The following is a 25,885-nucleotide window of genomic DNA, read 5'->3' as shown; positions in this document are numbered from 1 at the left end:
CAGGCGTCGAGGCGCAGCGTGCAAAGAGAGGCGAACGGCGGCCCCATCGATCCAAGGCCACCAGGCCGGTTCGGGCGTCGGAAAAGGTTCCGTCTAATGTGAACATATGCAATAATAAGTTCATATTTATTGACAGATGACAGTTTCCGCGCCTATGAGAGGCTGGCGATGGCCCTGGTCATACAGGATCGTCCCCATCACCAGACGGAGGATTGCCATGTGGCCAGGTTCGGGAGCGTCAGCCTCTGCGCGTGCAGCCATCCTCGTCAGGTGCACCCGAAGAAAGCCGGCATCGCCGGCGCTACCATCACCATATGCCGTGGAGGGTTGAGACGCCTAGTGAGCACGTTCGAGATCTGGTTGGGCATTTTGCAAGGCGTTCGCACCACGGCGACGGTTACGGCCTATGGCCTGGTCTTTGCGGTTCCGTTCGCGCTGGTCTTCGGCATCGCGCAGTTTCTAACCACCGGTTTAACGCGCTTTCTGGTGACCGCGGTGATCGAGTTCTGGCGCAGTTCCGCCGTCGTCGTCCTGCTCTTTGTCTTTTACTATGTGCTGCCAGTGGTCGGGGTCACTTTATCAGCGCTGACCGTCAGTGCGCTGGTGCTCGGTCTCAACGCCGGCGGCTATGCCAGCCAGGCTGTGCGCGCTGGCCTTCAGTCCCTGCCTGCCGGCCAGCGAGAAGCTGGCATGGCGCTCGGCCTCTCGCGCGCGCAGATCCTGCTCCTGGTCGAACTGCCGCAGGCGCTGGTTGCCATGAGCCCGACCTTCGTCAACACCCTCATACAGCTCGTCAAGGCGACGGCGCTGGTGTCGCTGGTAACGCTGACGGACATGACGTTCCGCGCCAAGGAGATCGCGCAGACCCAGAACAATCCGGTCGCGATCTATTCGGCGCTGCTGCTTGCGTTCTTTGTCGTCTGCTATCCGATCACGCTTGCCGGCCGCTGGCTCGAGGCTCGTGTCAACGTCGAAAAAGGACCGTCGCGTGGGATTTGACGTGGGCTTTGCGTTGTCGACGATCCCGATCATTGTCGGCGCGATTGGTGCCACCCTGTTTGCCACCGTTTTGAGTTGTGTTGGCGCTTCGGCTGTCGGCTTCACCTTCGAAATAATCCGTCGCAGCGGTGGCGCGCCCGGCTTTGCGGTGCGCTTCCTGATCGACTTCATCCGCTCCACGCCGGTTCTGGCCTGGCTCTATTTCATATACTTCGTCCTGCCTTTCTATGGGATCCGTCTTGGTGCCATGACAGTCGGCGTCCTGGCCCTCAGCCTCTACTACAGCGGGTACCTGGCCGAGGTCTTCAAGGCTGGCATTGATGCTATCCCCAAGGGCCAGCAGGAAGCAGCGCGAGCATTATCGCTCAGCCGGCGCGATACGGTGGTTTTCGTCATCGCGCCGCAGATGCTGCGCAACATCGCCGCGCCGCTCGGCAACTACCTGGTATCGATTCTCAAGGCGACGCCTTATCTGGCGGTCCTGGCCGTGCCGGAAATGCTGGGCCGTGCCTTTGATATCGCTTCTGAAACCTATCGATACGCCGAGCCACTGACCGTCGCCGGTTTGCTGTTCCTGGCGCTGGCGCTTGTCGTCTCTTATGGGGTCAAGCGCGTCGAGCAGCGCCTGCTTGCAACTGGACGCCGCTAATGCTCTCTCCCGTTGCGGCCGTTCAGGCAGAACCCCTGGTCCAGATCGAAGGACTGAACAAGTGGTTCGGCGCATTGCATGTCTTGAACGATATCGATCTGACCATCCGCACGGGCGCGCGCATTGTCGTTTGCGGTCCCTCCGGCTCGGGCAAGTCGACCCTGATCCGGTGCATCAACGGTCTTGAGCGCTTTCAGAAAGGAACCATTCAGCTGGAAGGGGTGACGCTCGGACAAAGCGCTCGCAACACCGCCGTTGCGCGGCGGCAAACAGGCATGGTGTTCCAGAGCTTCAACCTCTTTCCCCACCTGAGCGTACTCGCCAACTGCACTCTGGCTTTGCGGCGAGTCCTTGGCAAATCGATGCGCGAGGCGGAGGAGATCGCTATGCATCAGCTGAAAGCGGTGCGCATCCCTGAAAAGGCGAACGCCTATCCCGGCCAGCTGTCTGGCGGTCAGCAACAGCGGGTGGCGATCGCGCGCGCTCTTTGCCTTAATCCCAGCATCATACTTTTCGATGAACCCACCTCGGCTCTCGACCCCGAAATGATCAAGGAGGTGCTCGACGTCATGACCGCTCTGGCGCGAGATGGTATGACCATGGTCTGCGTCACCCACGAGATGGCCTTCGCGCGTGAAGTCGCCGACGAGGTTGTTTTCATGGACGCAGGCCGCCTTGTCGAGCACGCTTCCTGCGAAGACTTTTTCTCAACAGCCGTTCATCCGCGCGCCCGGCTGTTCCTGGATACGATCCTGAGACATTGAGCAGGCCGTTTCGGACGGGCGGAGCGGCAACTGGTCGAGCAACGGCGATTGGTCGCTTGTCGCGGGCAATGCCGGGCGGGTTACCAGTCCGGCGCGAACGCGTAGCCCGCCGACCGGACGGTTCTGATCACATCGCTTCCGACGGCCGCGCGAAGCCTTTTGCGCAACCGTGCGATATGCACGTCGACGCCCCGCACGTCGGTTGCGGCAGCATGTTCCGGCCACGCCGTCGCCACGAGTTCTTCCCGGCCGATAACCTTGCCGGGGTTCGCCAAAAGGCTGCGCAACAGCTTGAACTCGATCGGCGGCATCGTGATTTCCTTCTGCTTGAAGAAGGTTCGGTGGGTCGCTCGTTCCAGACGAAAATCACCCTGCACCAGATCTCCGGTCCCTGTCTCACGCGATAACCGTGCAAGGCCGGCCTTGCCATGCAGCCAGGTCAGAAGTTGCTCGGGCGCGAACGGCCGTGAAAATATCTCGTCGACGCCAGCCTTGATCAGGTCCAGATGCAACTTGCCGGAACGTGGCGCGACCAAGCCTGCGACCGGGATGGCGTTTGTTGCTGGGGTCGACTTCAACCTGATGCACTGTTTTGCGATGGCACGCTCCCCTGGATGGCAGTCCAGGATCACCGCGAGCGGCTTTGCCACCTCGATGAGGCGGGTGACTTCCTTGTCCTCGGTCATTAGCTGCGTGTCGAAGCCCGCGACCGAGAGTATGTGTCCGAAGACCAGAAAGAAATCCGGATCCTGTGAGGAAATCAGGACAAGGGGCCTCATAAGGGGAAAAACCGGGTTTGCCGCGCCATAGGGCTGACTACCGCGCTCGTGGGCCCGACACAATACGCCACACTATCGGCGGTCCGCGAACTCCTTCGCTAACAATCGCGTATCGGCCTAGTCAAGCCTCATCCGCGAGTATGGCGCCGCTGATAGAATAGGCACGGCGCGTCGCTTGGATGGCCTGAAGCGTGACATCGATCAGAAGTGCGACAATGTCACCGTCGGGATGTTCAAGAACCTCGCCCAGCTCTGTCAGGGTCCAGCCAAGGGCGCGCAGACGTTTCGGCCAGAACGCTTCGCAGACAACGCTGATCTGTCGGATTCCGAGTCTTAGAGCCGCTTCGAGAAGACCGCACAGGACCACGCCCGCGACAGGGGAGGAGGCACCTTGGGTACGAAGCGAAGGGATGACGAAGAAACGCGTCCATTCGAATATTTCCGCGGCTCGCGGAGGCGTTCCCCCGGCGAGACCTGGAAATACTTCGCTCATCAAATGCGGCTCCAGCGTTGGGACCAGGCGCGAACCACCGACGATCTTGCCGTTGGTATCAAGCGCGAGAAGATAGAGCGCATGCTCGTTATCGAAGGCGTCGATCTCGATGTTGATGGGCCGCGCGACGGCGCGCCACTGCCTCTGCCTGACGTAGATGTCGTACCTTATGCGAAAATAGCGCTCCAGAAGTTTCCTGTAGTGCTTCCTGTTTGACCAGGTAACCAGATGAATACGGACCATGACGCCTCCAGGCGGAGGTCGTAGGAAACCGCGCTTGGCGCACGTATGACGGTATTCAGGTATTGCTAAATCTGGATTTCCTGCCGTCGCAGAGCTTTGACGATGGCATGCGAGACATTGATCGCATCGAGCTTGCCGCGAATGTTTCGTTGGTGACTCTCGACCGTGTTCCTGGTTACCCCGAGGATGCAGGCAATGTCTTCGTTCGATTTGCCTTGTGCGCTCCACTGCAGGAGTTCGCGCTCGCGCCCTGTCAAAGGCCTGGCATCACTGCCTTGGCCGCTCGCCTCCAGCCCCGAGAGACGTCGGAATGTGTGGACGCAGAGCGTTTCGATAAGAGGCATTGCGCTCAGTGGCACGTCGATCCGGTCGCTCGCCGCCGTGACGACGCCTGGACCCGCCAGCGGTACGTGGATGGGGACACAGATGCCATCTCGCATGCCAAACTCCGCCGCCTCGTCCATCACCAGTTTCGCGCGCGCAATCATCCTTCCTGCCGGAAGGTCGCTCCACAGGAACGGTTGCGGCGAATGCCGGCACTGAGCTACGCAGGGATCATGCAGAAAATGATCTTCCTCAAGGTAGCGGAAAAACCATTCGGGCGGCCAGCCATCGCCCAAAATCTCGCGCTGCCAGGCCGTATCATGCGGCACGGGCAAACCGGTAATGAGGAAATGACGCAATCCGTAGCGCGCCATTGCGGAGCGAAACTCTTGCAGGATTGCAACCGCCGACCGCCCCGTGTCGATCCTTGAGATCGCCGCAAAGAGCTGAGCAATACTATCGTTTTCCATTGGCAGACCTCGACGAAAGTCAGGCCCAACCCCGGCAACAACTTAAGCGAGTAGAGACACGATCTTCAATGGGACTTGCTGCGAATGTATACTGAAGGAGTCAATTAGCCGGCGCAAATACAAAGAAATCTTAGTCGGTTCAATAACCTATCGAATCCGATCGCGTCACTCGGCTGACTTTGAAGCAACCTGCTTCATCACGCGAGCGGGTCGCCGATGTCCTGGGCCTGCCGAGATCAGCGCCGCCGGTTCGACGCCCAAGGCCTTTGCCAGGATTTCGACCGTATCCAGAGTGGCGTTGCGGCGTCCAGCCTCGACGCTGCTGATATAAGCCCGCGTGCGCCCCGAAATGAAAGACAACTGCTCCTGCGAGAGTTTTCTTTCCCTGCGCAGCCGCTGCACGTTCAGACCAAAAACGCCGCGAAGATTCATCAAGCAACGGATGCTACGGCGCACACTCTGGTGCGACACACTATAGTGCACATTCTGCATTGACAGCCGTGCTGCTGGCTGTTTGAAACGACAGGCGAATTCATCGTTCCCTGAAAAAGGAATTGCCATGGCGAGCCTGCCGTTTCGCGAGCTCTTGGGCGACGTGTCGGAGCATTCCCCGGACGACGGGAGCGGACCCGAAGTGGACAAAAGCCGAGTCCAGAAATTCGTCTGCATCCGATGTGGCGTTTCCTACCCCGGCGATCTCGCCATAGACTCCCGGGGGTGCGAAAAGTGTCGTGAGACCGCGCCGGCAAATCTTCGGCCGGTCTATCCGGCCCACCAGCCACATCCCTTCGATGGAGCTACCGCCCAAGGCTCGCTATGGCGTTTCGCGCATATGCTGCCTTGCGCGGCCGAGGAGGCCGTGACGCTGGGCGAAGGTCAAACACCGTTGCTGGCAGCGCCGCGCATCGGCGCCTTTGTCGGCGTGGCAAACCTCGTGATTAAGGACGAAGGACGAAACCCGACCTGGTCGCACAAGGACCGCTTCTCAACAGTGGCCGTCAGCATTGCGCGTGCGCGAGGCGCAAAAATTGTCGCAACCGCCTCTTCGGGAAACGCCGGCGCCTCGCTGGCGGCTTACGCTGCCCGAGCTGGACTGAAATGCATCGTCACCACGTTCGCGGGATCAGCCGGCGCCATGCTCTCGCAAATCCGCAAATACGGCGCGACGGTTGTGCCGCTGGTCAGCAAAATGGACCGATGGTCGCTGCTTGCGCAGGCGGCTGACCGCTATGACTGGTTCATAGCCTCGCCCTATCACGGGCCGGTCGTTGGAAGCCATCCACTCGGCATCGAGGGCTACAAAACCATCGCCTATGAGATCGTCGAGCAATCGGGAGGCACCGCGCCGGACTGGTGCGTGCTGCCGGTCTGCTATGGCGATGCTTTGTCTGGCGTCTGGGCAGGATTTTGCGAGCTGTTCGCGCAAGGCGCGATCGCCCGTCTGCCGCGACTCGTTGCGGCGGAAGTGCACGGGTCACTGGCGGCGGCGCTTGCCAGCGGCGCCGATGCACTGCCGGAGCGCCCGATGGCCTTCGAGAGCCTTGCCGTTTCGATCGGCACGCCGCGCAGCACCTTCCAGGCACTGAAGGCACTTCGGGACTCGTGCGGCCATGCCGTACCCGTTGGCAACCAGGGGCTTGTCGCAATGCAGGAGCAGCTTGCCCGCGACGAAGGCATCTTTGCCGAGCTCGCATCGGTCACGCCGCTTATTGCGATCTCTACATTGAGGCGCCAAGGCATAATCGCGCCGACAGACCGCGTGGTTGCGGTTGTGACTGCCAGCGGACTGAAGGATCTCGACCGGTCCGTCACGCAGGACAGGAATGATCGGATTTTCCAGACAACCCAGGATGCCTGGCGCTGGCTGGATGCCAATGAGCCCCGGCTCGCCTCCTAAAACGCCGGGCAAGTTAGTCGCTCGTCTGGGCCTTCACGGCTGCCTGTGTTTCCAGCACCTCGGCCAGGCTGCGGCGGTTCCAGACAAAGCGCGTCCATTGTGTTTCTGCCCTTGGCGCGATGATTGAAAGTGTATTCGGTTCGCTGACTTGCGCGCATGGCCAGCCAGGCAAGCTCGAGAGCCAGTCGTCATTGTAGACAGTCTCGATATGTCGGTGACCTTCGTCCGGCATGATGGCGGCGACCTGGGCATCCGGGTGTTTGGTTGCAACCCATTGTGCCACCAGCGCGGCGGCGCCACTGGTCGGCCCCATGAAGATGCCGTGATCGCGCAGCAAACGATGAGCCGCCATATAGGCTGGGTAGGCACCGACCCAATGGATCTCGTCGACCAGTTCGTGGCGAACATTCTTCGGCAACACGCTGTTGCCCAGCCCGCGCAGCATGCGTTTGCCAACGGGTTGACCAAACAGGATGCTGTGGTGGGTATCGACGGCGAAAACAGTGAGATGGGGAAAGATGGTTCGCAAAAACCAGGCAGTGCCACAAAGCGAGCCGCCTGTGCCGATACAACCGACAAGGCAGTCAATCCGACCCATCGCGCGGATCAGAAGCTCGGCCAGCCGCGCATAGGCGAGCCAATTTCCCGGACTATCGTATTGACGCGTCCAGAAGCCGTCCGGCTCCCTGGCCAGGATGTCATGAAGACACTCAAGCCTGCCGGGCTGGTTGCCATCACCACGGGGATCGTCCAACGCGATGACCGAGGCGCCGATGCGCTCGAGGCGCGCCTTGTATTTGGCGTCGATCAGCGTCGAGGCGGTGACGAGCGTAAGCCGATAGCCGCGCGCCGCGGCGAGCAGCGCCACCGCCATTCCGAATGTGCCTGACGTCGTCTCGACAATATGCGCGCCAGGCTTCAACTCGCCGTTCGACGCGGCGCGATCCAGAATGTGTCGGGCCGGCATTAGTTTCATCAGCGGAAAGGCGGCAGCGACAAGATTTGACGACAGGTGAGCCAGACGGGGCGTCTCCAGGTCTCTGAAATAGTCGGCATCGATGGCTACCATTGCCACCCCTCCCCGTTGACCAGATGACGCTCGACGTCCGTGAACCCGGCCTGTTCTGCTTTCCGCGCGACAAGGGTCGCCTTTCGTCTCAGGGACGCGTCGGAGAGGTCAAAAATGACACCGAACAGAGAGCCGCTATGGGCGACCTGCACACCGCACGCTCCGGCTTCGTCGGCGATCTGGACGACCTCGTTGAAACCCTGTTTCGGCAGATGCCGTTGACTGATCAGGGCACTGGCCGAGGCGGCGCGTCCAAGAAGTTGAGGGTCCTGAAAGCGAACGGCCCGCGCCGCCAAAGTCCGAAGCACGCCGAATTGCTGAATTTCGGTACTGTCATAGTGGGCGGGCGACAGCTGCAACGTGTCGACTGGGGTGCCGCCGTTCGCCTTGAATCCCACCAGCAACAGCGGCGGCAAGGAGCCGCCGAAGTTTTCGATCACGGTGCCTTCACGCTGCGCAAACAGGACAGCCTGATCATCATAGGCGATAGCATCGCTTGCACGCTCGGCGGCGACGGCGAGACGGCCGACGCTCAATGGCCGCAACTGGACTTTGATAGCAGCAGCCACAGCGCGGATCGAGGCGACAACGTCGGCTGTCGATGAGCCATAGCCGTGCCCGACCGGGATCGAGCTGTGAAGTGTCAGCTCGCCGCCGCTGCTGACACTCAAAAGATCAAGCGTCAGCCGCGCGGCCGCCGCCGCTTTGACCTTGTGATCGGGATGGACAATGATCCCCTTGCCAACGCCCAAGACAAAGGTCGCCTCCGATTTCAACCCGGCAATCGGCAGTGTCACCAGGCCGCGTTGAAGATGCCCGTCGTCCCCTTGGAAGACGCCCTGGATAAGTTCTCCGTGATGCGCGATTGCGGTTGCCGTTCCGGCCAGGGGCTGCGATCCGTCACGGATCGCCAAATCGCCATCGATCGCCATAGCCATCTCCACCGCATTCACGGGCCATGGAGAGAAATGGCGGAAGTGAATGACAGCCGCCCTCAATGGATTCCGGTATTGACTGCGCTTAAATCGCGCATGCGCTTAGCGGATGGAGGCTTGTCAGCATTATCGTCGCGCAAGTCTGCGCAACGGGCTCAGTTGCATCCATGGACATCAAAGCCGGAGCTCGCAGCCTGGCTATGATCTGCCCTCTCCCAAGATCGACTTCCGCCAGGTCGCTCATCCCCATCGACGACAAGCGAGAGCCTTGTTCCTGGTCTCTCCGAGGCTGGCTGAGCCGGCTCGATCCAGCTGTTTCGCGAACATCGGCCAACAGACCGGCCAATAATCTCGGCGACACGGGTTTTATTCATGGATTTCAGAGCATTGAGGTACTCTAACATCGGCCAGCATGACGATCATCGTCGGCGCCGTGGGCCTCCAATCGGACATTGTGGATGCCTGCGCTGATGATCGGCCAACAGATCGGCCAATTAGGCTGGAAAAACAAAAATAAATCTTTATAATTATATATTTAACTGAAACAAAGATCGGCCAACCATGGAAGAAACCGTCCAGCGCATCGAACCGGCACGACTGGAAGACATATCCGAGCCGATATCGGATGCGCTGGCTGAGCTGGCGGCGGCATCGGCCGTTCTGGGCAAAAGCCTGCATCCGCGCACCGCAGCCAATCTCGCCGATCTCGTGCGCATCATGAACACCTACTATAGCAACCTCATCGAGGGCCACAACACACGCCCCCGCGACATCGAACGCGCCCTGGCCGGTGAGTTCGACAAGGACAAGGAGCGGCGCAATCTGCAGATCGAAGCCGCGGCGCATGTGCGGCTGCAGGCTGAGATTGACAAGATGGCAGCACAGGAACGTGTACCCGAGCCGGCCTCGCCCGAATTCTTGCGCTGGCTGCATGCCGAATTTTACCGCGATGCCGATGAAGCGATGTTGCGCATCCGGGATGCAGGCCGCGAATTCGTCATGACCCCCGGCAAGTGGAGATCGGCGTCGGAGCATGATGTCGCGGTCGGACGATACCAGCCGCCATCGAGTGACCGCGTCGAGGCGTTCATGGAGTATTTCGCCACGCGGTACCGTTTCGCCCGCATGGGCAAAGCCGCACGCATCCTGGCCATCCCGGCAGCCCACCACCGGTTCAACTACATCCATCCCTTTCCCGACGGCAACGGCCGCGTCAGCCGCTTGATGAGCCATGCCATGGCCCATGAGGCCGGTATCGCTGCGCATGGGCTGTGGTCGATTTCGCGTGGCCTGGCCCGGGGCTTGAACAGCCGGGGCGACTACAAGCGCATGATGGATCACGCCGACATGCCGCGCCAGGGCGATCGCGACGGCCGCGGCAATCTTTCGGAACGCGTGCTTGGCGATTTCATCTTGTGGTTCTTGCACGTGTGCGTCGACCAGGTCGGCTTCATGTCCAGCCTGTTCGATCTCAATCAGCTCGCACGGCGGCTGCAGCGCTTTGTGCAGCGCCACGACGTCAAGCCGGAGGCGTTCCGGCTGCTCGAGGAGGCGCTGTTGCGTGGAGAGTTTGATCGCGGCGAAGCCTCGCGCATCACCGGCCTGCCGGAACGTACCGCGCGGCGCGTCTTTGCCGATATACTGGGCCTTGGCCTGCTTGCATCGGATACCCCGAAAGGTCCGGTGTCGCTGCGCTTCCCGGCCGATACGCTGGATGAGCTGTTCCCCAAGCTGTTTCCCGAAACCTAGAACGACAGGGCGCGCCCTGGCCAGCGAGCCCCCCGGGGCTCGCATGCAGGCGTATTGCAATATTTTGTACATACTTTGTCAATCTATATTGACGAAATAGTGCCCTCGACCATAACTTTGGGTGGCTGCGGCTGAACCGGATCGGGGAGGCGCACGCAATCAATCTCATGGGAGGACTGCACGATGAATTTTCGAGCCCGATCGGCCGCCCTTGGCCTGGCCTGTATCGCCTATGCCGCGATTGTTGGAAGCCTGCTGCCAGCCGCGGCAGAAACCACGAAAGAACGCGTCCTGAAGGACGGGCGCATCGTCATCGGAATTCATAACCGCGCGCCATGGGGCTACAAGAAGGAGGGAACAGGCGAGCTGGTCGGATGGCATCCAGACCTGCTGAGAGCCGCATTCGCCGACCTCGGCGTCAAGCAAATCGATTTCGAGGTAACCGAGTTCGGAGCCTTGATTCCAGGCCTCATGGCCGGGCGTTTCGACGCCGTGGCGTCGGGCCTGTCGATAACTCCGGAGCGATGCAAGCAGGTCGCCTTCGGCGGTCCCGACCTGAAGTCGGACGACGCGGCCGTCGTGCTCGCCGGCAACCCCAAAGCGATCCACAGTTATACGGACCTGGCAGGCAAATCAGACCTCATCATGGGGGGCGGCCGGGGCAGCAACGTCATCAAGAATGCAATCACGCAAGGCGTCCCGGACGATCGGATCCTGCAGTTTCCCGACATTGAAACCAACATCGCCGCATTGCGCGCCGGGCGCATCGATGCGGCGGTGTTCTCGTCGCCGACCGTCATCGGGCTGCTTGCCGGGAACAAAAGCCCCGACCTCGAGCGCGCCAGCCCTTTCAGTACAGGCGACAGTTCAATCAGTTACATCGCTATCGCGTTCAGGAAGGACGATGGCGATCTGCGCGACCTCTATGACAAGGGCTTGGCCAAAGTCATGTCCAGCGGCGCGATCGCCACCATCATGGCGAAATACGGGTTTGGCCCGGCCGAAGCCGTGCCGACAGGACTGACAACGGCGCAGCTGTGCGGTTCAGCCAACTGATCTGCATTGCGGATCGTACCCGGGCAGCATCGCTGCCAGCCATCGGATCGCGTGGCGCCGCACGAACAGGCGGCGCCACTGTCCATCGGCTGCCTTGGCTGACTGTCAGTCCGGATCACCGGATGAAGCGACGTCTTCAGGGATTTCCTGGCGCAAGTTCGGCCCCTTGGCCAAGCGCCTGCCAAGCGCGGACACGAAGGCGTTGTAGCGCTCGCTCGCCTTGGCGCGTGCCGCCTGCGCCATCGGTTCAGGCAAGGCAGGTGTCGTCGCCAACCAGAAGCGAATAAACACCGCCAGGGTTTCAATTGAGATACCGACATCCCGCTCCAGCCGCATGATCCGGCGGTCGATCTGATCGAGACGCTTGGCCACCGCCGCCTCGCGCTGTGCGTCGGCATCGGGGGAGAGGAAGGAAGCGATCGCCGCTTCGGCGATCAGCGACTGCGACCGGTCGCGCCTGACGGCATAGTCGACAAGCAACGCCATCACCGCAGGGTCGAGATAGACGGAGATCTGCACCTTCTTCTTCATCGCCTTCATGGCCGTCATAGCTCCATGCCATCGTCTGGATCGAGCGCGATTTGCCGCGCGACGGTCCGCGCGGCGCGGGCCATCCGGCTGCTGCTAGCGGCGAGATCATCAGCCTCGTCAGCCGTATCGATCTCGAATTCGTTTGCGGGCGCCGCAGGCGCTGAAGTCGCGACAACGTTGTCGAGTTCGGGCTGACGCCGCCAGCCGGAGTCGGTCGCATCGTCCTGGCCTTTCGCGCCAGCGGCCTGGGCTGCTGGACTCTGCGACGGCAGCGGCGACGGAAGGCTTGTCCAGTCGTCAGGCTTGACCTCGCTTCGCACCGTGAGCGCTGGCGGTGGCAGGACGCGGTTTTTCAACCGCGGGTCTTCGAAGTAGCGCGCCTTCTTCGCCCGGATCGGCGGCGTACCGGCCAGCATGACGATTTCGTCGCCAGCCGGCAGTTGCATGATCTCGCCGGGTGTCAGCAACGGCCGCGCCGTCTCGGAGCGCGAAACCATGAGATGACCGAGCCATGGCGAAAGCCGGTGACCGGCATAGTTCTTCATCGCCTTCATTTCGGTTGCCGTGCCCAGCGCATCCGACACGCGCTTGGCGGTGCGCTCGTCATTCGTCGCGAAGCTGACGCGCACGTGGCAGTTGTCGAGGATCGAGTTGTTCGGTCCGTAGGCCTTCTCGATCTGATTGAGAGACTGCGCGATCAGAAAGCTTTTCAGGCCATAGCCGGCCATGAAAGCAAGCGCTGACTCGAAGAAGTCGAGCCGTCCGAGCGCCGGGAACTCGTCCAGCATGAGCAGCAACCGATGACGATCCATTCTCTCGTGCAAGTCCTCGGTCAGACGCCGGCCGATCTGGTTGAGAATGAGACGGATCAGCGGTTTGGTGCGACTGATGTCGGAGGGCGGAACGACGAGGTAGAGCGTCGCCGGAGCGGCATCCGCGACGATGTCGGCGATGCGCCAGTCACAGGAGCGGGTGACCGCGGCGACGACCGGATCGCGGTAGAGGCCGAGGAAGGACATCGAGGTCGAAAGCACGCCTGAACGTTCGTTGTCGGACTTGTTCAGCAACTCTCGTGCAGCACTTGCAATGACCGGGTGCGGACCGCCCTCCCCCAGATGCGCCGTCGTCATCATGGCGGCCAGTGTCGATTCGATCGGTCGCTTGGGATCGGACAGAAATGCCGCAACGCCGGCCAGTGTCTTGTCGGGTCCGGCGTAGAGCACATGCAGGATCGCGCCGACCAGAAGCGCGTGACTGGTCTTTTCCCAGTGGTTGCGTCGTTCAAGCGAGCCTTCGGGATCGACCAGAATATCGGCGATGTTTTGAACGTCGCGCACCTCCCATTCACCCCGCCGGACCTCCAGCAAGGGGTTGTAGGCGTTCGACCTGGCATTGGTCGGATCAAACAGCAGTACCCGGCCGTGCCGAGCGCGGAAACCGGCGGTAAGGCGCCAGTTCTCGCCCTTGATGTCATGGACGATCGCCGAGCCGGGCCAGGTCAGCAGCGACGGCACGACCAGGCCAACACCCTTCCCCGAACGCGTCGGCGCAAAGCAGAGCACATGCTCTGGCCCGTCATGGCGCAGATAATTCGGCCCATATCGCCCGAGCACCACACCGTCCGGAACAAGCAGGCCGGCGGCCTTGACCTCGCTCCTTTCGGCCCAGCGGGCGGAGCCGTAGGTCTCGACCTTCGTCGCTTCGCGGGCACGCCACAGGGACATGCCGATCGCCACGGCGATTGCGATGAAGCCGCCCGAGGCAGCGATGAGGCCGCCGCGCATGAAGATGCCGGGCGCATAGGCGTCGTAGAAATACCACCACCAGAAGATGGCTGGCGGATAGTAGATGGGCATGCCGGCGATGACGACCCAAGGCGGGCCCAGCTGTGTCTGGTACCCCAACTGCCACGCCGACCACTGCGTCGCCCCCCAGGTGGTGAGCAGCACGATCAGGAAGACAACGACAATCTGGCCCCAGAGGACTTTTGTTCCCGACATGCGTTTCTCCTCGCTGCGAAGAGGTCCGGCAAAGTGCATTTGAATTCAACGGCCCATCCGACCCGATCGCGCGGTGTCGAGCTGTCGGCAAGGAAGACAGGCGATCGGCAGCCATGGACCCGCGCTCGAGCAGCCCGCAAAAGACGGGATCCGGCGTAGGTCATGCGATCGCAGGCGTTGGCAATCTCGCGTTCCCTACGAAACTCTGGATGCGTGCCGATCGCCACCGGCCGAAGCTTTGCCGATGAGATCACAACCCCAGTCCTTGCTTGCGCCCGAAACTCCAGTCAATGCCGCCGTCGCCGCGGGCGATGCCGGCGATATGGTTGCCGAGATGCCGCTCCAACGACGGCGTCCACGGCACCAGTTGAAAGCCGAGCCCGTCATCGATCATCGCAAAACGGCCGGAGGCAAGCGCAAAGCGCTGGCGGTAAATACCGGACACGAATTCGCCACTGCCGGCACGGTTGAAGGGCTGGCCGGACGTCGCCGCGAGCTTGCTGCCCAGTGCGTCGATCTCCCTTCGGCGCAAAGTGTCGATCAAGCCGTTGGCAAAGACGATGCCGCGTGCCTGCCGCTCAGCCAGATCCAGGCCGACCAGATGTTTGGCACGCCGATTCATCGCATGCCGCACCTCAGCACCGAATCCGCCATCGGACAGCGGTGCCGGCTTGCGCGCGAGCGCCTGCCTGTCGAGCCAGGTCGCGCCATCGGCGACGACCTGGCGTTCGATGTCGAGGTCGCTGCGAACGGCGAGCGCGAGGCGCCGGCGTCCTTGGGCGTCGTCGAACTTGCGCAGCTCGACGATCGAGCCCGGTGCGCCATCACCCGCTGCGTCGAGATCGGGAAGTCGGACATGATGGCAACGGCCGTCGACGCCGTCGATGACCGCATAGGCGGTGCCCTTGAGCTCGTCATCCAGTCCGCGCTCGACCAGGCGGCCCAGGATGGTTTCGTCAAGCGTCTCCGCCGCCAGCACATAGCTGGCACTGGCGCGCTCGATGTCGCGCCCGCAAAGCGCCCGATGCAGGCGTTTGATGATATCGCCGCGTTCGCCGAGCTCACGCAGCGTCGCCTCGGCTTTGTCGCTGACGACCCATTGGCCAGGACCGATCTCATCGGCAAGGCCGAGCCCCTCGAGTCTGCGCAGGCGCCCGACCTTGAAGGTGCTGAATTCGTCAGGCCGGCGATCGGCGTGAGGCGCAAGGTCGATGATGCCGTCTGGACCAGCATCGCGCATCAGCTGGCGGTCGAGTCCAGTCCAGCCATCCGCATCGACCTGCCGCTCGACGTCCCGGCGGACTTCGAGATCGGAGCGGAGGCCGAGCTCCCGCGTGATGAGGGCGCTGGCGCGATCGCGCATGCCGCGGCTGATGTAATCGCGAGAGATCACGAGGTCCCGGCCATCATCGCCTCGGCCGCGCAAGATGACGTGGAGATGCGGGTTGTCGGTGTTCCAGTGATCGACCGCAACCCAATCGAGCGACGTGCCGAGATCCTTTTCCATCCGGCCCATCAAGTCGCGCGTAAAGGATTTCAGATCCGCCATTTCGGCGGCGTCCTGCGGCGAGACGATGAAGCGGAAATGATGCCGGTCATCCCTGCAGCGCTCGACGAAATCCGTGACCGAAGCATCCTCGACCTCGGGGCCAAACATGCGGGCTTTGGCGCCGTCGCGCGTCACACCTTCGCGCTGCAGATAGGTGAGGTGGGTCGCCAGCGGCGCGGCGCGTTGCGAATGGCGAACCACGCGGGTCTTGATGACGGCGACGCGGGAACGGCTGGTCAGGAAGCGATTGGCCTGAATGCTGGCCACCCTGCCCCGGCCAAACTGCGAATGACTGGCGAGCCGGATCCGGCCGGAGCGCGACACGCTGCCGCCGGCCTTTTGCGTTGCGGCAAGCGCCTGGGCGATGAAGGGCCGGGAGGACTGGGAACGCGTCGAGCGAACGCGGCCCGGACGGATGAGGAATTCGCGCTCATCGGCCATGACGCCGGCCCGCAACGTGCGATGAATGCAGCAGATACGACATGTTGTCTGCCTCCGGCACATTGCGCCGAAGCGCGGCAATGTGCCGGAAGCGGCGAAAAACCCAACAAAGACAACCGACCGGCCGGCGCACAATGTGCGCCCTTTTATCTCGCCATCCCTCGGTCGTTGCCGTGAGCGTCCGGTCCCTGCACATATTTGAAGTAGTGCAATCTCGCGTCATGTCGGGTTCCTTCGGTTTGTGGAGGATATTCGGATGGCGCCTCGCCGCTCCTGGGCCAAGGCCAACAGCCCCTACTGGTCGTCGCAGGTCGCGAGCTGGCTCAGCAGCGATCTCAGTGCGCAGGAATTCTGCCGCCAGCACGATCTCTCGATCAGGACGTTCGATCTGTGGATGCACCATCTGGTGAGCAGCGAAGAGCTGCGCAAGCGTGCGGAAAAGCTGCGGAATTTGCGCCGGAAGAAGACCGGACGTAAGCGCAAGACGCAACGGTCGAAGCGTCCCCAGAGGCGGCCGCGCTATCGCTACGGCAAGCGCACGGACAGCGGCCCGATTGCTTTGCGGGCGTTCTGGAGCATGCATGTCGAGGCGATGAACTGGAGCGGCATGGGCCATGCCGAGTACGCCGCCGCGCTCGGACTTTCGCGACATGCGTTGCGGATCTGGCGCGATCGGCTCGAGGAATCCGGCGACGAAATGGACTGGCGATCGCTGCTTCATCCCAGTGCCCGGGCCCTATTAAGCAGCGCTGCTAATTGCGCGCGGCGCCAATACCGCTTGACACCCGAAGCGATGGACGGGCGATCGCACCGGCGCAGCTTCACCGAAGAGCAGAAGCGGGCGATCGTTGCGGAGACCGAGAGACCCGGCGTCGTCGTCGCGCGGGTCTGCCGCCGCCATGGCATTGCCACCAGCATGGCCTTCCGCTGGCGAGAAGAGTTCGGCCTGACTGCCCGCAAGGCGCCTGAACTGGCGCTGGTCGAGATCGCCGATGGAGCAGAAAGCGAGCCGCCGGCGCTCGTCGCGTTGCGCAATCTCGTGCGGCCGCCGGATGGCATGGTGGCGATCGACCTGGACGATGGGCGGCGCGTGTTTGCCCCGGCAGGCGCATCCGCGGCTGCGGTCAAGCGGCAGTTGGCCGGCAAGGAGAAGGCATCATGATCGTCGTTCCGGCGGGCGTGAAAGTGCATCTGGCGTTGGGTCACACCGACATGCGCAAAGGTCTCGATGGTCTTGCGACGCTCATCCAGGAGCATCTGAAGAAGGATCCCTTCTCGGGCCATCTGTTCGTCTTCCGCGGCAAGAATGCCTCGCTCCTGAAGATCCTTTTTTGGGACGGAACGGGACTGTGTCTGTTCACCAAGCGCATGGACCACGGACAGTTCATGTGGCCGCGCCTGGCCGAGCCTGGCGGCTCGGTGGCACTGTCGCCGGCACAACTCGCGATGCTCATCGAGGGCATCGACTGGCGTGCCCCGGAACGCTTCTGGCGACCGATGCTGGCCGGCTGAAACCGGCACTTCTATTGTCGCGAATAAGCCCGGAATCCTTGGGTTCCTGTGCTGTTTGTGATAGAATCGGTCGATCTCCAAAACCTGCCATCCGATCCAGCACTTCTTCAACGTCTCGTGCGCGACATGGCGGCCGCGGTCGAGAGCCGTGATGGCGAGATCGAGCGGCTTCAGTCGATCATCAAAAAGCTCCAGCGGGCGCAGTTCGGCCGCAGCTCGGAGCGGCTCGATCCCGATCAGCTTGCACTCGCCCTGGAAGAACTCGACGCTGACATCGGACGCATCCAGGAGAGCCGTCAGGTCGTCAGCAAGCCGTCGACTGAGCGGCCGTCGCATCGCAAGCCGCTGCCCGATCATCTGCCGCGCGAGGATGTTCTGGTCGATGTCGACAGCATGATCTGCGCGTGCTGCGGCGGCGCGCTGCATGCCATCGGCGAGAGCGTGAGCGAGATGCTGGATTGGGTTCCAGCGCAGCTTCGCGTGATCAGGACGACGCGGCCCAAATATGCATGCCGGACCTGCGAGACGGTGGTGCAGGCGCCGGCGCCGGAGCGGCCGATCGCTGGCGGTCTGGCGACGCCGGCGCTGCTGGCGCAGGTGCTGGTCAGCAAATATTGCGATCACACGCCGCTCTATCGGCAGTCGCAGATCTTCGCTCGCAATGGCGTCGAACTTCCGCGTTCCACCCTTGCCGGCTGGGTCGGCGGCGCCTGCTGGTGGCTGGAAGCCCTGCACGAGCGGCTCGCCAAAAGCGTCTTCGCGTCGAACCATCTTTTTGCCGACGACACACCGGTGCCGGTGCTCGATCCCGGCCGCGGCCGCACCAAGACGGGGCGACTGTGGGTCTATGCCCGCGAGCAGAGGCCATGGGGCGGACCGGAGCCGCCGGCCGCGGTCTATCTGTTTGCGCCGGACCGCAAAGCCGAGCGTCCTGTCTCGCATCTCGAGCACTTCAAGGGCGTGCTGCATGTCGATGGCTATGCCGGGTTCGAGCGGCTCACCGGCAAGGGAGACATCGTTCTGGCTGCCTGCTGGAGCCATGCACGGCGCAAGTTCTACGACGTGGTACAGGCGACCAGCGCGCCGATCGCGGTGGAAGCCCTGCGACGGATCGGCGAACTCTATGCTGTCGAGGCCGACGTTCGCGGTCAATCGCCGGGCCATCGGCTTGCAGCCAGGCGCAGCCGCTCCAAACCAATCGTCGACGCCATGCGGGTCTGGCTCGAAGCACAGCTGCCGCTGTTGCCGGGTCGCAGCACGCTCGCCGAAGCCGCCCGCTACGCGCTCTCGCGCTGGGACGGCCTGACCCGCTTCCTGCATGACGGTCGCATCGAGCTCGACACCAACCCGGTTGAGCGCGCCATCCGCCCAGTCAGTCTCGGCCGCAAGAACCATCTCTTCGCGGGCAGCGACGGCGGTGGTCATCGCTGGGCGGTGCTGTGCTCGTTGATCGAAACCTGCAAGCTCAACGACGTCGAACCGTATGCCTGGCTGCGCGATGTGCTCATCCGCATGGTTGCAGGGCACCCCATCAACCGGCTCGACGAATTGCTCCCATGGGCTTGGAAAGTCGGAAATGCTGTCAAGAACTGAGCGACGTGCAACGACCGGACGCTTACTCGTTGCCTCGCGACCTATCCATCGCGCACGCCATAACGCCCAACAAGACGCCAGGGCGCGAATTGAGAACAAATCCTTCATGGCTCCGACGTCCAGACATCGGGGCTGCTGAACAGCTCGCGCGACCGCGGACCGGCTGAAAAAAGATCGCCCGCCCGAGACGATGCTTGCATGTCGGCCGATGCGCCCTCGCCCAACGAGCGATCGGCGGTGGCGGTCGAGCCGGATCGGTTTGTGAACAGCGGCGCGACGGTCCATGGAACGGCGTTGCGCTGAGCGGCGGTCAGCGCGCCGGGACCATCACCGCCGTCCCAGAAAGGGCGCAGTCTTGCAACGTAGGACCGGGTCTCGGCCGGTAGGAGACGGCCCATCAAAGAGGCTTCGTAACGGGCCGGCCCCGCATTGTAGGCCGCCAGGAAACCAGGCGAGCCGTATCGATCATACAGCTCGCGCAGATAGGCCGTTCCGGCGAGAATGTTGTCGCGCGGATCAAAAGGATTGTGGCCCAAATGATGGCGAAGGCGCAGCTCAGCCCAGGTCGCGGGCATGACCTGCATCAACCCTACCGCGCCTTTGCGCGAGACGGCGACCGGGTCGCGAGCGCTTTCCAGGCGCATGATCGCCCGTATCCAGCGTTCCGGGATGCGGAAGCGATGTGACGCCTCGGCAATGTGCGCTGCATAGGGATCGTCCGTGGACTGGCGTGAGACCGGTGCTGGTTGTGCGTCGGCGCCCGTCAATCCGTGACAGAAGATCGCCATGCCGGCAGCAAACAAAAGAGTTCCAGGCCTCACCCGCATGCGACCAAGGAAACGCCGTCCGGCGGCACGCATCTTTGCCGCTCGCAAGGTCATCGTGAGCGATCCTGACGCGATTTCGGCCGGCTCCAGCGCAGCGACCAGGAGCTCCCATCCGCGCTGGGACGGAAAAGGTTGGCGCGGAAACGCCGGCCAAACATCGGATCCTCCAACCGGCAGGACAAATAGTCGCCCGCGGCCGGCCCGGTCTCCCTCCAGGCCGCGCCGATTTCCGGGCCGCTGTCGTCGCCGATATGGATGCGAAAATCCGGTGCATTGCCCTCGGATGTCCTTGTCGGGACGAGCACCAATTCGGCATCCAGAAGCAGCGTTCGAATGCGACCGCTGAAACCAGATTGGGTTTGCTCGAAAACACCGATCTCGGGCATGGAAATGTCTCCTTCCTATTTTGGTTTGGCTGGGTTTCAGTTCTCCGGAGCGAGCCAGACGTAGCGTCCGTCGCCCCTCTCGTCGGTCCAGAGCGGCAGCGCGCGTCCGACGATCGAGGTCGCCGGGAAAGGCCCGAAATAACGGCCGTCGAGGCTGTCCCCGACCTTCCGGTTCATGACAAAGATTTCGTCGGCGGCGATGATGCGGCAGCCCTGCCAGTCAGGCAGAGAACGCCCCTTGTGGTCGCGCGCAAGTGCTGCGCCCAACGCGACGCCGTCGGCAGTGACAATGCGCCCGATACGGCAGACCTTTTGCCCGGGGAGTGCCACGAGGGTCTTCAACATCGGTACGCCAATCGGAAGATAGCCGCGCTGCGCTGCGAACCGGGCGATCGGTTCGGGCGGTTCAACGACTGCGAGCTCGCCGGCCGCAGCGTGCGTGCCTCGGCTCACCGCGTAGAGGCCGATGGGCGCGCTGGCCGATGCGTTCCACATCAACAGCGGCGGCATCTTCACGACAGCCGGCGTAACGCTCGCGGCGACCGCGGCAAGCGCCGTGATTGAGCAGGCAAGGCGGCTCATGATGTGGCTCGCTTGCGCAACAGGAAGCCCTGGTGCTGTTCGAGCGAATAGGCGCGCGGGGTTCCGCCGGCGACCAGGCGGTTGTGGGTTTGGCGCCAATAGTCGGGCGCGGCATCGGCGGGATGAATGCCGATCGCCTCAATCGCGTCGATCAGCTGGAGGACGCGCTCGACCTTGTTCCAGCCCGTGATCGTGAGCAGGATCTCACCGCCAGGCCGGATGTGAGGCAGCGTCTGATAAGCTTGCGAGGGTCGGACGGCACGCACGATATCGATGCGCGACATGACGGTGCCGAAGTCGTTGGCCGCCCAGCGCACAAAGGCAAAAACAACGTCCGGCGCAAATGCGAGAACGCGGCGGCGCCTGTCGATGATTGTCTCATGGACGGTTCGCCCGAAGCGGATCCGATGTTCAATCCGCTTCTCGACCCAGATCAACTCGACGGTCGTGAGCGCGCTACGCGGCATGGCTTGTGGAAACGACGTCATGTGTCATCGCCCGTGCGGCGACCGGCGCGTTGGCCATCGCGTGTCGGTCGGCCAGCAGCCAGCCGCGACTGTTCCTCGCGCTGGTTCGCCGGGTGCCGCGCAAGACTGTTAGATTGACTGTTAGACTCCAAGTTAGGAGCGCGATTTTCCTCGCCGGTGCCACGGCTTAGGGCCGCTGGCGGTTCCCGATAGCCCGATAGTACGGTTCCCGATGGCACGACGGTTCGGGTTCCCGATAGCACGAGCCTGTCAACGAGGGCTGGCGCCGGTTCGAACGCCAAAAGAACGCGGCCGCTGGCTTCGACTTCCGTGAACAGAAGGTACCCGGGCAGCGGTTGGCGACGCACGATGTCGCGCAGCTCGAAGGCGAAGCGCTTGAGCGGGGAGAGGCTGCCGGACTTCTGATGCAAATGCCGGATGTCGAAACGCCAGCCGGCACGCTGGCGCCCGCCATGCTTGCGCACCAGCCGGTAGAGCCAGCGATCGAGGCCACCCGTCAGCCCGAAATAGGCACGATCGATCGTCAGAATAAGCGCTGAGTCCACAACCGCGCGGTAGAACCAGTCCGGCAAAATTAACTCGAGGCCGAGCGGGCGGCCGTTTCGGCCGGTGCATTCCTGCCACTCATTGATCCACGAGAAGCGATGGCGCCTGCCTTCGGCGGGTTGGCGGATCGAGGTGACGACGCTCGTCGATTGCAGGCGATCGAGCGCTGCCTTGAGGCGCTGGTAGTCTCGCTTCGAGACGCCGCGGCCGATGAAGGTCAGCATTTCGTATGGCGTCGCAGCCATCAGGCGCGACGTGCGCAGCCCGGCGTCGCGTGCGTTGACGATCTGGCTTGCGGCCCAGATCAGGATATCGGCATCCCAGATTGTCGCCATCCCGTGGTCAGGCACGGCCTCCACCCTGATGGTCACATCGCCAGCGCGAAAGTCGATCGGCGCGATGCGTCTGGATTTGGCGAGGGAAAAGAAAGGATAGGCCATGAGGTCCTGCGCATCGCGTGATGCGAAATCACCGGGCAGCGCGTGGAACAGGTCGAGCTGTCCGCGCTCGGAGGGTTGGCGTGTTCGTCCCGACATCGGGTTGGCGGCGGCTTAGCGGGTTTCGCGCCCGGCATAGGGGATCAACCGGGCTGCATGAGGCTTGGCGGGCAGCACCGAGCCATGCGGATCGGACGTCGAGGTCATTGCCCCGCGCTGCACCCAGGCTTGAAGATCGTCGACGGCGTAGACGACGCGGCCGCCAAGCTTGCGATAGGCAGGCCCGGTCCCGTAGGTGCGGTGCTTCTCCAGGGTGCGCGCAGAGAGGCTGAGGAAATGCGCGGCCTCCGCGGTGCGCAGGTAGCGCGGCGGCATTGCGGCGGTGTTGGCGTTCATGGGGGCGTCTCCTTCCGGCCGTCACGGTTGAACGGCGATCCATGGCCAGGATGGAGGAGCAAGGGGCCGGTGATCAGGTGCGCAATTGACAGGCGCTTTTTTGCACCGTGAGCCACCAGGTTTCAGGAGAAACGCCGCCGCACGCGCAGCAATTGCCGATAGCCGCGCTCGACCATCTTCAGACCGTCGCGCACCAGGCGGTGCGTCTGGTAGCGAAAAGCAGAATCGTGCCAGTCAGCCGCGCTGACCAGCCGCCGGCCGAACAAGGCGGTCGCGACTTCAAAATGGGATGCCTGTTCCTCCCGGCCATCCAGACATCGCAGCATATGACTAAGACGCCGGCGCTGGGCCGTGGTCAATCTGGCGTCGGGGATATGCTGCCTGGCGATTGAGCGAATGAAGCGCTCAATCGCCAGGAGCCGGTCGGGTGCCATATCGTCGAGCGGGATGACGGCCGCCAAAGGCTTGCCCGGCTGCGGGTCACCGAGAAGCGCCACCTGCGTGCCGCTGGGACCAGCACGCGTGTGATGGCCGATCTCGTCGCGCTGGCCCTCGGCAAGCGGAACGAAGGGGGAGCTGTCCTGCGCGCCGTGCAGACCCGGCGGAACCTCGATGAGGTTGATGACGCCAGGGTCAATTTGAGGCGTCCAGTAGACGGATTGTTCGACTGCGGACTGGTCAGGCCTGGCGGCGAAACTGCAAACCCCAGCGCTTGCGCAATGCGCGCAGAGCCTTGGCTGACCGGGAGGCTGCGAAGTCTTGCTGATACTGCGGATTGCGCCGCAGGAACTCCCAGGCGATCACATCGGCGGCAGCGCCTTTGACGAATGCGTATGCCTGTGGATCACGCCACTGCGATGTATCCGGTTTCATCCGCGTCTTTCCCTAGTCAAAGATTTGATAGGGTGTCGCGGAGTTGAGCGAAATCCTTGGATTCCGTCATTGACGAAGCCGACGGGGGAGCGCGGCGGGGCTGCGTGATCAGGCGATGATTGTCGAGAGGCCTATTGGTTTGCGCCGTGCAGTGTCTTGAATGTCTGAGTCCAGCCCCGGTAGGTTTCGTCATCGCCCTGGCACCACGCACCGAAAGCGCGCCAGGCGGCAAAAGATGATGCGGACTGCTCGAACAGCGAGCCGATCGGCTCACCACGGGGCCAGCCGGCCGGCGGGTCGCCCGCCGCATCATTCGTAAGCCGTCGCAGGTCGGCCAATGCCGAGCGGATGTGCGGAAGCGGAAATTCGCAAAGGTCGCTGTTGTCGTTTGCTTCACGAACGACGACCGCAAGCTTGGCGATCACACCCGCCAATGATTGGGCAGCCGTCGCCGCAATCTCAGCCAGCAAGGCGTCCGCCTTTTCAGCATCGTCCTGCTCCACCTGCCGGGTGTCGAGATAGACGCGTTCGGCGTCGGTCCTCTCCGCGCACTCGACGACTTCGCCTGCGGTCGAAAACACCCCTCTTTCCCAGAGCCCGCCCTCTGCACGCTGCTGGCGGACGCAGGACGCCAGCGTCGCAGTGTGCGCATCCAACCAAGCAAGGGACAGGGTGAGCGCAGGATCGGCTAGAGGCTGACCAACGACCAGGCAGTCCGCCAAACCTTGTGTGTCGACGGCGGTCAACGAACTGACTAACTCCCGTCCCTGCATGACGGAAGACAAAGTCGTGGTATTGTCGGAATCAGCCATGATCCGAGCTCCACACAGCTTGGCGCTGGTCAGGTCGGGCAAGGGTGTTCCACCACCCTGCTCGACCGTTAGCCCCTGCGTCGTGTGCTTTAGAGGTATCCCTCCTCGGGCGCACGCAGCGGTAGCAGTGACGATTTAGATGAACTCGAGCGAAAAATCAAGCCCCATGGCATCAAATGATACTTTTGGTATAGAGGTAATTACAAGTGGCCAAGTGCGAGCTGCGCGTGCTTTGCTTCAATGGGATCAGAAAACGCTTGCAGAACGGTCGAAGGTTTCACTCGCTACAATTAAACGATTAGAGCCGTTGACCGGACCAATAAGGGCAAACAAAGTTACTGTTGAGGCATTGCGCCGCGCATTCGAATTGGCGGGTATCCAGTTTATCCCAGAGAACGGCGGGGGTGCCGGCGTTCGCCTGACCAACCGGTCCGATTAGCTTTGGAGGAAACGTTTCAGTTTGCGGGATCTGAAGACGCCCCGCCCGCAAGCGAGCGAGGCGTCTACCAATTTACTCGCCGATGCGGCGGTTCGGGCGGGACCAGATGAGGCTGTGATCGTCGCCTTCCTCGTCGGCGAAGATCGGAGCGGTGAAGCTCGGATCGTCAAGCTTGAGGCCGAGATAGTCGCGACCTTCGTTGGAGCGCAAGCCGCCGCCAATCATGGCGGCCGCCCTCACGAGACCAATCACGGCTTCGCGCAGTGACGAGGTTTTCCATGGATTGGAGGCGACACGCTCTTTGCCATAAAAGGCGGTGGCGATTTCACGGTAGCTGGCGCCGTTCGTGTCGCTGCGGGATTGTCATTCGCGTATCCGGCGGCACCGGCCTCTTGTCATAGCCACGCCAGAAACAGACGAGCGCTTCGACGCGCCCGAGCGTTTGCGAATCCAGCGGGATCAGGGCTGCAAGCGACCGGTTTGCCTTGCTGCCAGGAAGGAGGAGAAGCTGTGTGGCGATCCGATTGTCATGGACGGCATGGGATCCTTGCGGGCTAGGACGATGCGTGCCGAGTTCGACGAGCACCGCAGAAGGTTCGACTGGCAGGAAATCTGGCGAAGGCGTGAGGGTCAGCACGGCTGGATCCACCAGGGGGGACCCCGCGAAGGAGGGTCAGCAAGCATCACGCGATGCTGTGTCGGCATCGCCAACAGAACAGGTTGGGCGCTGCCTTTTCCGTCACAACGCAGCCGTGACGGGCGGGCAGACGCCGTGATCACAAAGTTGCCCAGGAAGACTGGAAAGCTGCTCTTACCGGGGTATTGGACTTTGGCGTTGTTGACGATCGAGTGGATTGCACGTTTTCTCTGAGGTTGATGTGACCGCAGTCGCGTCGCGAGCCGGGCGGAGCCCGGCGAGCGGCCGGCCGCCCACCCCGGGCCCCCCCCCCCCCCCCCCCCCCCCCCCCCCCGCGGCCGCCAACCACGTGCGGCCGCCGCCGTCGAACAAGACGGCGGATGGGCTGAAAATTCCGGCATGAAGCCTG

Annotated in this window: 29 protein-coding genes and 2 pseudogenes; 10 read left to right on the top strand and 21 right to left on the bottom strand. The window is 62.6% G+C overall.

Going from position 1 to position 25,885, the window contains the following annotated elements; translation table 11 throughout:
- The first annotated feature begins 168 nt into the window (after window positions 1-168).
- Genes FJV83_RS29935 through FJV83_RS29925 form a run of 3 tightly spaced genes read left to right on the top strand, consistent with a single transcriptional unit; the run spans window position 169 to window position 2,412 of the window.
- Complete coding sequence (locus FJV83_RS29935) at window positions 169-999, top strand: amino acid ABC transporter permease (protein ID WP_245437841.1); 831 nt, start codon at window positions 169-171, stop codon at window positions 997-999.
- Window positions 989-1,648, top strand: a complete 660-nt coding sequence (ehuD, locus tag FJV83_RS29930; protein WP_095789522.1) for an ectoine/hydroxyectoine ABC transporter permease subunit EhuD — start codon at window positions 989-991, stop codon at window positions 1,646-1,648. The genes FJV83_RS29935 and ehuD overlap by 11 nt, the downstream gene beginning before the upstream one ends.
- A complete protein-coding gene (locus tag FJV83_RS29925; RefSeq protein WP_095789521.1) occupies window positions 1,648-2,412 on the top strand; it encodes an amino acid ABC transporter ATP-binding protein in 765 nt (254 codons plus the stop codon). Before ehuD ends, FJV83_RS29925 begins: the two co-directional genes overlap by 1 nt.
- A gap of 80 nt (window positions 2,413-2,492) precedes the next feature.
- Here the strand turns inward: FJV83_RS29925 and FJV83_RS29920 are convergent, their stop codons facing one another.
- From FJV83_RS29920 to FJV83_RS29905, 4 genes are all read right to left on the bottom strand, one after another.
- Window positions 2,493-3,098, bottom strand: a complete 606-nt coding sequence (locus FJV83_RS29920) for a response regulator transcription factor (protein WP_245437842.1) — start codon at window positions 3,096-3,098, stop codon at window positions 2,493-2,495.
- A 214-nt stretch (window positions 3,099-3,312) separates the two neighbouring features.
- The gene (locus tag FJV83_RS29915) at window positions 3,313-3,927 is read right to left on the bottom strand and encodes an acyl-homoserine-lactone synthase (RefSeq protein ID WP_142877999.1); all 615 of its coding nucleotides are present in this window, start codon (window positions 3,925-3,927) and stop codon (window positions 3,313-3,315) included.
- 65 nt (window positions 3,928-3,992) lie between these two features.
- Window positions 3,993-4,721, bottom strand: coding sequence for a LuxR family transcriptional regulator (locus FJV83_RS29910; RefSeq protein WP_095789518.1), 729 nt, complete (start codon window positions 4,719-4,721; stop codon window positions 3,993-3,995).
- 165 nt (window positions 4,722-4,886) lie between these two features.
- Window positions 4,887-5,282: a helix-turn-helix transcriptional regulator gene (locus tag FJV83_RS29905; protein ID WP_348628974.1), complete on the bottom strand. Its 396-nt coding sequence runs from the start codon at window positions 5,280-5,282 to the stop codon at window positions 4,887-4,889.
- A gap of 73 nt (window positions 5,283-5,355) precedes the next feature.
- Here FJV83_RS29905 and FJV83_RS29900 point away from each other — a divergent pair, with 73 nt between their 5' ends.
- Window positions 5,356-6,618 carry a threonine synthase gene (locus tag FJV83_RS29900; protein WP_246689070.1) on the top strand — a complete coding sequence of 421 codons (1,263 nt, stop codon included), beginning with the start codon at window positions 5,356-5,358 and terminating at the stop codon, window positions 6,616-6,618.
- 13 nt (window positions 6,619-6,631) lie between these two features.
- On the opposite strand, the gene FJV83_RS29895 is transcribed toward FJV83_RS29900, so the two are convergent.
- Entirely contained in the window at window positions 6,632-7,687 is a 1,056-nt protein-coding gene (locus FJV83_RS29895) for a PLP-dependent cysteine synthase family protein (RefSeq protein ID WP_142877997.1), read from the bottom strand.
- Window positions 7,681-8,619 (bottom strand): kinase, encoded by a 939-nt coding sequence (locus tag FJV83_RS29890; RefSeq protein WP_142877996.1) that lies wholly within the window; start codon window positions 8,617-8,619, stop codon window positions 7,681-7,683. The genes FJV83_RS29895 and FJV83_RS29890 overlap by 7 nt, the downstream gene beginning before the upstream one ends.
- Window positions 8,620-9,183: 564 nt before the next feature.
- On the opposite strand from FJV83_RS29890, the gene FJV83_RS29885 reads away from it, so the two are divergent.
- Both FJV83_RS29885 and ehuB read left to right on the top strand, forming a co-directional pair.
- On the top strand, window positions 9,184-10,371 hold the full coding sequence (locus tag FJV83_RS29885; RefSeq protein WP_142877995.1) for a Fic family protein: 1,188 nt from the start codon (window positions 9,184-9,186) through the stop codon (window positions 10,369-10,371).
- 183 nt (window positions 10,372-10,554) lie between these two features.
- Window positions 10,555-11,427 (top strand): ectoine/hydroxyectoine ABC transporter substrate-binding protein EhuB, encoded by an 873-nt coding sequence (gene ehuB, locus FJV83_RS29880; RefSeq protein ID WP_142877994.1) that lies wholly within the window; start codon window positions 10,555-10,557, stop codon window positions 11,425-11,427.
- 105 nt (window positions 11,428-11,532) lie between these two features.
- On the opposite strand, the gene FJV83_RS29875 is transcribed toward ehuB, so the two are convergent.
- The 3 genes from FJV83_RS29875 to FJV83_RS29865 form a co-directional block, all read right to left on the bottom strand.
- The gene (locus FJV83_RS29875) at window positions 11,533-11,967 is read right to left on the bottom strand and encodes a CopG family transcriptional regulator (RefSeq protein ID WP_095774687.1); all 435 of its coding nucleotides are present in this window, start codon (window positions 11,965-11,967) and stop codon (window positions 11,533-11,535) included.
- 5 nt (window positions 11,968-11,972) lie between these two features.
- Window positions 11,973-13,958, bottom strand: a complete 1,986-nt coding sequence (locus tag FJV83_RS29870) for a conjugal transfer protein TraG (protein WP_142877993.1) — start codon at window positions 13,956-13,958, stop codon at window positions 11,973-11,975.
- A 250-nt stretch (window positions 13,959-14,208) separates the two neighbouring features.
- Window positions 14,209-15,948 carry a VirD2 family relaxase/mobilization nuclease gene (locus FJV83_RS29865; protein WP_142885350.1) on the bottom strand — a complete coding sequence of 580 codons (1,740 nt, stop codon included), beginning with the start codon at window positions 15,946-15,948 and terminating at the stop codon, window positions 14,209-14,211.
- 256 nt (window positions 15,949-16,204) lie between these two features.
- Here FJV83_RS29865 and FJV83_RS37270 point away from each other — a divergent pair, with 256 nt between their 5' ends.
- The 3 genes from FJV83_RS37270 to FJV83_RS29850 all read left to right on the top strand — a co-directional run bounded on the left by FJV83_RS37270 (window position 16,205) and on the right by FJV83_RS29850 (window position 19,053).
- Window positions 16,205-17,110, top strand: a complete 906-nt coding sequence (locus tag FJV83_RS37270) for a transposase (RefSeq protein ID WP_246689066.1) — start codon at window positions 16,205-16,207, stop codon at window positions 17,108-17,110.
- A complete protein-coding gene (gene tnpB / locus FJV83_RS29855; RefSeq protein ID WP_023767057.1) occupies window positions 17,107-17,460 on the top strand; it encodes an IS66 family insertion sequence element accessory protein TnpB in 354 nt (117 codons plus the stop codon). The genes FJV83_RS37270 and tnpB overlap by 4 nt, the downstream gene beginning before the upstream one ends.
- Window positions 17,461-17,586: 126 nt before the next feature.
- Window positions 17,587-19,053, top strand: coding sequence for an IS66 family transposase (locus FJV83_RS29850; protein WP_246689069.1), 1,467 nt, complete (start codon window positions 17,587-17,589; stop codon window positions 19,051-19,053).
- Between the two features lie 104 nt (window positions 19,054-19,157).
- Here FJV83_RS29850 and FJV83_RS29845 read toward each other — a convergent pair whose 3' ends face one another.
- The 9 genes from FJV83_RS29845 to FJV83_RS29805 form a co-directional block, all read right to left on the bottom strand.
- Window positions 19,158-19,880 carry a lytic transglycosylase domain-containing protein gene (locus FJV83_RS29845; protein ID WP_246689068.1) on the bottom strand — a complete coding sequence of 241 codons (723 nt, stop codon included), beginning with the start codon at window positions 19,878-19,880 and terminating at the stop codon, window positions 19,158-19,160.
- 50 nt (window positions 19,881-19,930) lie between these two features.
- Window positions 19,931-20,266: a DUF736 domain-containing protein gene (locus FJV83_RS29840; protein WP_142877991.1), complete on the bottom strand. Its 336-nt coding sequence runs from the start codon at window positions 20,264-20,266 to the stop codon at window positions 19,931-19,933.
- Between the two features lie 36 nt (window positions 20,267-20,302).
- Window positions 20,303-20,848, bottom strand: coding sequence for a S26 family signal peptidase (locus FJV83_RS29835; protein ID WP_142877990.1), 546 nt, complete (start codon window positions 20,846-20,848; stop codon window positions 20,303-20,305).
- The gene (locus tag FJV83_RS29830; protein ID WP_095774574.1) at window positions 20,845-21,336 is read right to left on the bottom strand and encodes a DUF2840 domain-containing protein; all 492 of its coding nucleotides are present in this window, start codon (window positions 21,334-21,336) and stop codon (window positions 20,845-20,847) included. The genes FJV83_RS29835 and FJV83_RS29830 overlap by 4 nt, the downstream gene beginning before the upstream one ends.
- A complete protein-coding gene (locus FJV83_RS29825; RefSeq protein ID WP_142877989.1) occupies window positions 21,333-22,418 on the bottom strand; it encodes a replication initiator protein A in 1,086 nt (361 codons plus the stop codon). Before FJV83_RS29825 ends, FJV83_RS29830 begins: the two co-directional genes overlap by 4 nt.
- A 15-nt stretch (window positions 22,419-22,433) precedes the next feature.
- Window positions 22,434-22,715 carry a helix-turn-helix domain-containing protein gene (locus FJV83_RS29820; protein ID WP_095774576.1) on the bottom strand — a complete coding sequence of 94 codons (282 nt, stop codon included), beginning with the start codon at window positions 22,713-22,715 and terminating at the stop codon, window positions 22,434-22,436.
- Between the two features lie 122 nt (window positions 22,716-22,837).
- The gene (locus FJV83_RS29815) at window positions 22,838-23,176 is read right to left on the bottom strand and encodes a DUF2285 domain-containing protein (RefSeq protein ID WP_246691934.1); all 339 of its coding nucleotides are present in this window, start codon (window positions 23,174-23,176) and stop codon (window positions 22,838-22,840) included.
- A gap of 217 nt (window positions 23,177-23,393) precedes the next feature.
- Window positions 23,394-23,588: a DUF6499 domain-containing protein gene (locus FJV83_RS29810; protein ID WP_095774577.1), complete on the bottom strand. Its 195-nt coding sequence runs from the start codon at window positions 23,586-23,588 to the stop codon at window positions 23,394-23,396.
- 131 nt (window positions 23,589-23,719) lie between these two features.
- Window positions 23,720-24,400, bottom strand: coding sequence for a hypothetical protein (locus tag FJV83_RS29805; protein WP_246689032.1), 681 nt, complete (start codon window positions 24,398-24,400; stop codon window positions 23,720-23,722).
- Between the two features lie 139 nt (window positions 24,401-24,539).
- On the opposite strand from FJV83_RS29805, the gene FJV83_RS29800 reads away from it, so the two are divergent.
- Window positions 24,540-24,839, top strand: coding sequence for a transcriptional regulator (locus FJV83_RS29800; RefSeq protein ID WP_348629131.1), 300 nt, complete (start codon window positions 24,540-24,542; stop codon window positions 24,837-24,839).
- A 72-nt stretch (window positions 24,840-24,911) separates the two neighbouring features.
- Here the strand turns inward: FJV83_RS29800 and FJV83_RS36630 are convergent.
- The 3 genes and pseudogenes from FJV83_RS36630 to FJV83_RS29790 form a co-directional block, all read right to left on the bottom strand.
- A pseudogene (locus tag FJV83_RS36630) lies at window positions 24,912-25,046 on the bottom strand (DUF736 family protein); the annotation flags it as partial.
- Between the two features lie 57 nt (window positions 25,047-25,103).
- Window positions 25,104-25,163, bottom strand: a pseudogene (locus FJV83_RS37265) (hypothetical protein); the annotation flags it as partial.
- Between the two features lies 1 nt (window position 25,164).
- Window positions 25,165-25,476 carry a hypothetical protein gene (locus FJV83_RS29790; RefSeq protein WP_142877503.1) on the bottom strand — a complete coding sequence of 104 codons (312 nt, stop codon included), beginning with the start codon at window positions 25,474-25,476 and terminating at the stop codon, window positions 25,165-25,167.
- Between the last annotated feature and the right edge of the window lie 409 nt (window positions 25,477-25,885).

Source organism: Mesorhizobium sp. WSM4307 (assembly GCF_007003945.1).
Classification (GTDB): Bacteria; Pseudomonadota; Alphaproteobacteria; order Rhizobiales; family Rhizobiaceae; genus Mesorhizobium.
The sequence above is the reverse complement of the archived record's forward strand: the minus strand, read 5'-3'. Positions and strand labels throughout refer to the sequence as shown.